This is a genomic window from Streptomyces flavofungini, from assembly GCF_041028215.1.
GTDB lineage: Bacteria > Actinomycetota > Actinomycetes > Streptomycetales > Streptomycetaceae > Streptomyces > Streptomyces flavofungini_B.
Window position 1 is genome coordinate 1 of record NZ_JASKYR010000483.1, and the last position, 6,241, is coordinate 6,241.

The window sequence follows — 6,241 nt, forward strand, 5'->3', positions numbered from 1 at the left end:
GGACGGGCGCGAAGTGGTCGAGCACCGCCAGTTCCGCCTGGGCCGCACCCGCGCCGGAGAACCCGAASRCGYGGTCGCCGATGGCCGCGCCGACCACGCCGTCACCCACGGCGTCGACGATGCCCGCCGCCTCGTACCCCAGGGTCTGCGGCAGCTCCTCGTCCAGCAGGCCCTGCCGCTTCTTCCAGTCGCTGGCGCTGACACCGGCGGCGCGCACCGTGATCCGGATCTGGCCGGGCCCCGGACGCGGATCGGGGAGCTCCACGATCTCCAGGACCTCCGGTCCTCCGAACCGGCTGAAACGGGCCGCTTTCATCAGGCACTCCTTTCCACGTCGGGCAACACGACCGTACGTCCCTCGCCTCGCGAACCCGCGTGTCATTTCACCCGAGGACCACACCGGCGCGGGTGCGGGCACCGGGAGACTCCGCACGCGCCCGCCCCGCGAAGCGGCAGCGGGCGTGGCCGGTACGGGCATTCCGGCGGAGCGGCGCCCCGGCCGCCGGACATAATCCGGGCTGTGGTCCCGCCACCGGATGTTCCGCCGGTCGGGGCCGCGCCGCCCCCTCGCTGTCCCACCAGGAGGAAGCCCGTGCCATCACCGTCATCAACGCCCTCACCTCTCGACCCCGAGAACGCCCCCGCCGGTGACGTGGGGGCGGCGCTCATGATGGTCGACTCCCGGCTCAGAAGTGTGCACAGCGGCAACGCGGCGACCGATCCCGTGCAGCGGGCGCTGAGCGACCAGTTCACGGCGTCGCTCGACCGCCAGGGGGCGACCGACCTGCTGGACGGCGCCTGCACGCTCATCTACATGTATATGACCTGGCTGCGGCAGGTGCACGAGAACCAGGAGAAGGACGTCGTCGAGTACGTGGTGCCCAGCATCGTGGCGACGATGCGGATGATGCCCAAGAGCATCCGTCCCGAGGTCATCCCCACCATGGCCGGTCTGGTCGTCGCCGCGGGCATGGGCCTGAGCCCGAACCTGTGGCGCCTTCAGTACGGGGACTGGAAGATGAAGGAGATGAACGCCCTGGAGGCCACGGCGTTCCTGCTCGCGGAGCACATCAACCGCATCACCGAGGACCCCGACTTCGCCACCCGCCTGGTCACGGAGGCCATGTCGCTCTCAGAGGAGGACTGACGCCCGCGGCCACGGGCGCCGCGCTCCCCCGGCCCGTCGCGCCGCAGGTCCTCGAACGTGGCGTGCACCGTCCTGACGGTGGACGGCACCTGCTTGCGCAGCTCGGCGAGCATCGCGGCGTCCGGCTCGGTCGCGGTGACCGCGACACCCCGCCGCGCAGCCGGGTCGCCTTGCCCGTGCCCGCGCCGATCTCCAGGGCGGTGCGGGTCGTACGAGTACACCGGTCGCGGCCTTCCTCAGCCCGTCGCCCGCGCCCCGGGGGCCCGGTGGCGGTCGATGATGCCCCCGACGATCCGCAGGAGCCGCTCGCCCGCCCGGTCGACGCTGCCGTTCTGCGTGCTGACCTGTGCGCCTTCCAGGACGAAGGTGGTCTCGGCGGCGGCCTGCCCGGGGTCGGGCAGCCCGGCGGCGGTGCACAGGGCGACCAGTCGGCGCAGTTGGCGTGCCTTGTGCTCCTCGATCACCCGCCGGGCGGGGTGGGTGCGGTCGGGCAGCTCGGCGAGGGAGTTGATGAACGGGCAGCCGCGGTACGAGATCGCGGGCAGTCCCTCGGCGATGAAGCGCGCCAGTCCCAGGATCTGCTCCTCGGGCCGCCCGGGGTGTTCCGCCTCGACCCGGTCGAACGCCGCCTGGTACTCGGCGGCGACGATGCGCAGCCACTCCGCGACCAGCGCGTCCTTGGTCTCGAAGTGGCGGTAGATGGCCATCTTGGTGGTCTCGGCCCGCTCGGCGATCGCCTGGACGCCCACGCGCAGGATGCCCTCCCGCTGGAAGAGTTCCTCCGCCGCGTCGAGGATGCGCTCGCGCGGCGGCAGCTTTGCCACCCTGCCCGGCCTTCCGGCGGTCGTTGCCATGACTGCTCCGTGATGTCTCGTTCGGCCGGGCCTCCCGACACCTGCTACGGTACCAGCCCGTCCCTCACGATACCGCTCGGTATCATCAGGGACTCAACGGTATCTATTGGTGTCTATTCTTGAGCTGGGAGTGACCATGCACGTCAGCGAGTACGTGAGTCATGACGCGGTCGGCCTCGCGGAACTGGTGGCCGGGGGCGAGGTGACGCCCGGCGAACTGGAGGCGGCCGCACGGGAGGCCGCGCGGGTGGTCGAACCGCGGATCAACGCCCTCGTCGAGACCTGGCCGACCGACGACAGGCCCGCCCCCGGCAGCGCACCGCTGGCCGGGGTCCCCTTCCTGATCAAGGACCTCGGTGTCGCCATGGCCGGAAGGCGGATGGAGCTGGGCAGCCGTCTCGCGGCGGGCCTCGTCGCGGGCGCCGACTCGTCGTTGATGCGGCGCTTCCGCCGCGCCGGTCTCGTGACGTTCGGGCGGACCGCCACACCGGAGATGGCCTACAGCATCACGACGGAGCCCGCGCCGTACGGGGCGACCCGCAACCCGTGGGACCTCGCACGGAGCGCGGGCGGTTCGAGCGGGGGCGCGGGCGCGGCCGTCGCCGCCGGGGTGGTCCCGGTCGCGCACGCCACCGACGCCGCGGGCTCGCTGCGCATCCCCGCCGCCTGCAACGGCCTCTTCGGCCTGAAGCCCACGCGCGGCCGGGTCTCGGTGGGGCCGGACGCCGACGAGATCTTCAGCGGGCTCGCCGTGCAGGGCGGCGTGAGCCGCTGCGTGCGCGACAGCGCGGCCCTGCTCGACCAGATCCGGGGGCCCGAGCCGGGTGACCCCTACTACGCAGAGGAGCCGCGCCGCCCCTACGCCGAGGAGGTCACCCGCGACCCGGGCACACTGCGGATCGGCGTCCTGGCCCAGGCGTGGGGCGGTCGCCGTACCGCCGCTCCCGTCGCCGACGCCCTCTCCCGCACGGTCCGTCTGCTCGAATCCCTCGGCCACCGGGTGACGGAGGAGCCGGTCGGACTCGGGGCCGACTGGGAGGAGTTCGTGCTGGCCACCGCCCGCCTGATGACGGCGAATCTCGCGGCCTCGGTCGATGGACTCGCGGCGACCCTCGACCGTCCCATCGACATGTCGACCCTGGAACGGGAGACCCTCGCGGGCTACCACTACGGACAGCGGGTCAGCGGCCCCCAGCTCGTCACCGCGCTCGGGATACGGAACCGGGTCGGCCGGAGCCTGGCAGGGTACTTCGGCACCCACGACGTCCTGCTCACCCCGACCCTGCCCGAGCTTCCCATGCCCCTGGGGGTCTACGCCGAGGGCGCGGAGACCATGGACGGCTTCGACTGGATCGACCGCCTCAACGACCGTTCACCGTTCACCCTGGCGTTCAACGCGGCGGGCACACCGGCCATGTCGGTCCCCGTGACGGCCGACGCCGGGACGGGCCTCCCGGTCGGCATGCAGTTCGCCGCGGGCTACGGCCGGGAGGACCTCCTCTTCCGCCTGGCGGGCCAGCTCGAACAGGCGAGCCCGTGGAAGGACCGCGTTCCCGGGGTGTGGGCGGCGGCCCGGGACCGGTGAACGGGCACGCTCGCCGGTGCGACGGCGTCACCCGTCGGCGCCCGGCTCCCAGACCGAGCTGTCGTGGGCGAAGAGGACGCGGCGCGGGTCGAAGCCGAGGAGCCGCTCCAGCCAGGGCCGGTAGGCGGGGAGCGGTGCGGCGTGGCCGTCCAGGGCGGCCCGGCGGGCCAGGTCGTCCGACGCGAAGTGGGACGCGAAGTCATGCGCCTGCCCGGCGAGCACGACGGTGCCGTCCGGCTGCCGGACCACCAGACTCTGGTGTCCGTCGGTGTGCCCCGGGGTGGGGATGATCCGCACCCCGGGCCAGAGCTCCGCCTCACCGTCGGTCTCCTCGTACCGGACACCGGGGAAGTCGACGAGCGCGTCGATGGTGTATCCGCCGCGCCGGGCGGTGGCCAGCTCCGTCGACTGCACCACGATGGGCCTGCCCGCGAAGGACGGGTTGCCGCCGCAGTGGTCGAAGTGGAGATGGCAGTTGGTCACCAGGGTGATGTCGGCATGGGAGACCCCCGCCGCGGCGAGGGCGTCCGCCAGCGGTCGGCGCCGGGGACGGTAGTGGGCCTCGGTTTCGGCGTCACCGGCGCCGATGCCGGTGTCGAAGAGGAGCAGTCCCTCCTCCCGCCGGACCAGGTAGGCCAGTACGGGTTCGACGCGCGGCTCGTGGTGTCCCGTCTCGGAGGCGGGCCGCACGAAGTAGCCCAGGTCGAGGCGGCGCACCGACGTCTTCTGCTTCATCCGGTTCTGCTGCATCCGGTCACCCTGGCAGGCCCTGGCCGCCCCCTCGTAGGGCTTCTGCCGACAGCAGAGGGCAGGGTCACGGGTACGGGCGCTCAGGGCCGTCGGGCGTAGGACGCGAGGCGGTCGGCGAGGGCGGCGACGAGGTCACGCAGCGCGTCGGGGCGTTCGACGGTGAACGGGCGGTCGAGGGAGGCGAGCACCGGTGGGAGCCAGTCGAGGCTCTCCACCCGCAGTTCGACGCGCCGCCAGCGCTCGGCCGACGCCTCCGCCTCGGTGCGGGTGCCGATAGCGGTGTCGGGGCCGGGGTCGGCGTATTCGTCTGTCACGGTCGCCACACTGGCGGGCAGGCGGGAGCGGATCTGCTCGACCGTCCCGTGGACGCGCAGGGTCACCCGGTGCCGGTAGCCGGCCGTGGCGAAGCCGGTCACGACGCGCTCCGCGGGGTCCGGCCCCGCGGGCTTCTCGAAGGAGCCGGGCAGCGCCCTCGCGTCCATGACGCGGTCGAGCCGGAAGGTCCGGTCCTCGTCGCGTTCCGGGTCCGTGCCCGTGACGTACCAGCGGCCCGCGTGGGTGACGATCCCGTACGGGTGCAGGGTGCGGCCGCCGCTCCGGCCCTCGCGGTCGGTGTACCTGATCGCCAGCGGTCGCTGGTGGCGCACCGCGTCGGCGACGGTGAGCAGGACCCCCGTGCCGGGGGTGGCGGACGCGCCGGGCCCCTCGGTGAAGGCGAGGGACGCAAGGACCGCGTCGAGGCGGTGGGCCAGGCGCGTGGGCAGGACGCGCCGGACCTTGGCCGCCGCCGTCTCGCTCGCCGTGTCCTCCGTGGCCGTCAGCCCCGCCCGGCGTCCGGCGATCAGGCCGAGCAGTACGGCGAGCGCCTCTTCGTCGGTGAGCATCAGGGGCGGCATGCGGTAGCCGGGGGCGAGCCGGTAGCCGCCGTAGCGCCCGCGCACCGCCTCGACGGGTACGTCGATGTCCACCAGGTGGTTGACATAGCGCCGCACGGTCCGCCCGTCGACACCGAGCCGGTCGGCGAGCTCCGTCACGGTGCGGGTGCCGCCGGACTGGAGCAGCTCCAGGAGAGCGAGTACGCGGCCGGTGGGTCGGGACATGCTCCGCAGCCTACTGCGCATACCGGACCGTTTCTGTCCCCTATTTGTCCTACCGTGCGACGCACACCGCCTCCGGCAGCAGCCGAGGAGCGGTGCAGCAAGGCGCCCAGCAGCCGAGACAAGCAAGGGAAACGTCATGGACTTCGTCTCCATCCGCATCATCACCGCCGACGTCGCACGGCTCGTCGCCTTCTACGAGAAGGCCACCGGAGTCCCGGCCTCCTGGGCGACGGAGGACTTCGCCGAGCTCAGGACGGCGAGTGCCACACTCGCGATCGCCAGCACCCGGACCGTCCCGCTGTTCGCCCCCGGCTCCGCCCGTCCCGCGGCGAACCAGAGCGTGATCACCGAGTTCCTCGTGGCCGACGTGGACCGCGTGTACGAGAATCTGGCGGGCTCCGTCGAGGAGTTCGTCAAGGAGCCCACGACCATGCCGTGGGGCAACCGCGCCCTGCTCTTCCGCGACCCCGACGGCAACCTCGTCAACTTCTTCACCCCGGTGACCCCGGCGGCCAGGGCGAAGTTCGGCAGGCCCTGACCGAACGTCCGGCGGCGCTGTCACGTCGTAGGGGCATGGGATGCGAGGTGTCACAGGAACCCGGGTCGCGGCGCTCCGGTGGGAGACCGGCGATTGCCCTGCTCACCGCCGTCTGCCTGATCGCCGTCTGCCTGGTCACCGTGTGTCTGATCGCCGTCTCCGGGGACGGGGACGGGGACGGGGACCACAAGACAGGGGACCGCGACCGGCGGGCCCGTGACGCCCCCGGCCTTCCGATCAGCCGACTGGTCCGCGTCGCCGCCGACG

Annotated in this window: 8 protein-coding genes; 4 read left to right on the plus strand and 4 right to left on the minus strand. The window is 72.8% G+C overall.

Translation table 11 applies throughout. The annotated features are described in order from the left end of the window. Positions 1-316: alcohol dehydrogenase catalytic domain-containing protein (locus AB8Z36_RS27620; protein ID WP_369216096.1), on the minus strand; the 316-nt coding region annotated here is incomplete at its 3' end. Between the two features lie 351 nt (positions 317-667). Between AB8Z36_RS27620 and AB8Z36_RS27625 the strand changes: the two genes are divergently transcribed. Then, positions 668-1,147: a hypothetical protein gene (locus AB8Z36_RS27625; protein WP_369216103.1), complete on the plus strand. Its 480-nt coding sequence runs from the start codon at positions 668-670 to the stop codon at positions 1,145-1,147. A 236-nt stretch (positions 1,148-1,383) separates the two neighbouring features. Here the strand turns inward: AB8Z36_RS27625 and AB8Z36_RS27630 are convergent, their stop codons facing one another. Further along, positions 1,384-2,001 (minus strand): TetR/AcrR family transcriptional regulator, encoded by a 618-nt coding sequence (locus AB8Z36_RS27630; protein ID WP_369216097.1) that lies wholly within the window; start codon positions 1,999-2,001, stop codon positions 1,384-1,386. A 136-nt stretch (positions 2,002-2,137) separates the two neighbouring features. Between AB8Z36_RS27630 and AB8Z36_RS27635 the strand changes: the two genes are divergently transcribed. After that, on the plus strand, positions 2,138-3,586 hold the full coding sequence (locus AB8Z36_RS27635) for an amidase (protein WP_369216098.1): 1,449 nt from the start codon (positions 2,138-2,140) through the stop codon (positions 3,584-3,586). 27 nt (positions 3,587-3,613) lie between these two features. On the opposite strand, the gene AB8Z36_RS27640 is transcribed toward AB8Z36_RS27635, so the two are convergent. Both AB8Z36_RS27640 and AB8Z36_RS27645 read right to left on the minus strand, forming a co-directional pair. Beyond that, positions 3,614-4,321, minus strand: a complete 708-nt coding sequence (locus tag AB8Z36_RS27640; protein ID WP_440582012.1) for an N-acyl homoserine lactonase family protein — start codon at positions 4,319-4,321, stop codon at positions 3,614-3,616. Positions 4,322-4,416: 95 nt separating this feature from the next. Continuing rightward, positions 4,417-5,436 (minus strand): helix-turn-helix transcriptional regulator, encoded by a 1,020-nt coding sequence (locus tag AB8Z36_RS27645; protein ID WP_369216100.1) that lies wholly within the window; start codon positions 5,434-5,436, stop codon positions 4,417-4,419. 136 nt (positions 5,437-5,572) lie between these two features. Here AB8Z36_RS27645 and AB8Z36_RS27650 point away from each other — a divergent pair, with 136 nt between their 5' ends. Both AB8Z36_RS27650 and AB8Z36_RS27655 read left to right on the plus strand, forming a co-directional pair. Beyond that, a complete protein-coding gene (locus tag AB8Z36_RS27650) occupies positions 5,573-5,974 on the plus strand; it encodes a VOC family protein (protein WP_369216101.1) in 402 nt (133 codons plus the stop codon). 47 nt (positions 5,975-6,021) lie between these two features. Then, positions 6,022-6,241: hypothetical protein (locus AB8Z36_RS27655; RefSeq protein WP_369216102.1), on the plus strand; the 220-nt coding region annotated here is incomplete at its 3' end.

Excerpts from the sequence above, each read along its gene's own strand:
- AB8Z36_RS27640 (WP_440582012.1), bottom strand. The coding sequence starts at position 4,321 with ATGAAGCAGAAGACGTCGGTGCGCCGCCTCGACCTGGGCTACTTCGTG.
- AB8Z36_RS27630 (WP_369216097.1), bottom strand. The coding sequence starts at position 2,001 with ATGGCAACGACCGCCGGAAGGCCGGGCAGGGTGGCAAAGCTGCCGCCG.
- AB8Z36_RS27625 (WP_369216103.1), top strand. The coding sequence starts at position 668 with ATGATGGTCGACTCCCGGCTCAGAAGTGTGCACAGCGGCAACGCGGCG.
- AB8Z36_RS27635 (WP_369216098.1), top strand. The coding sequence starts at position 2,138 with ATGCACGTCAGCGAGTACGTGAGTCATGACGCGGTCGGCCTCGCGGAA.
- AB8Z36_RS27650 (WP_369216101.1), top strand. The coding sequence starts at position 5,573 with ATGGACTTCGTCTCCATCCGCATCATCACCGCCGACGTCGCACGGCTC.
- AB8Z36_RS27645 (WP_369216100.1), bottom strand. The coding sequence starts at position 5,436 with ATGTCCCGACCCACCGGCCGCGTACTCGCTCTCCTGGAGCTGCTCCAG.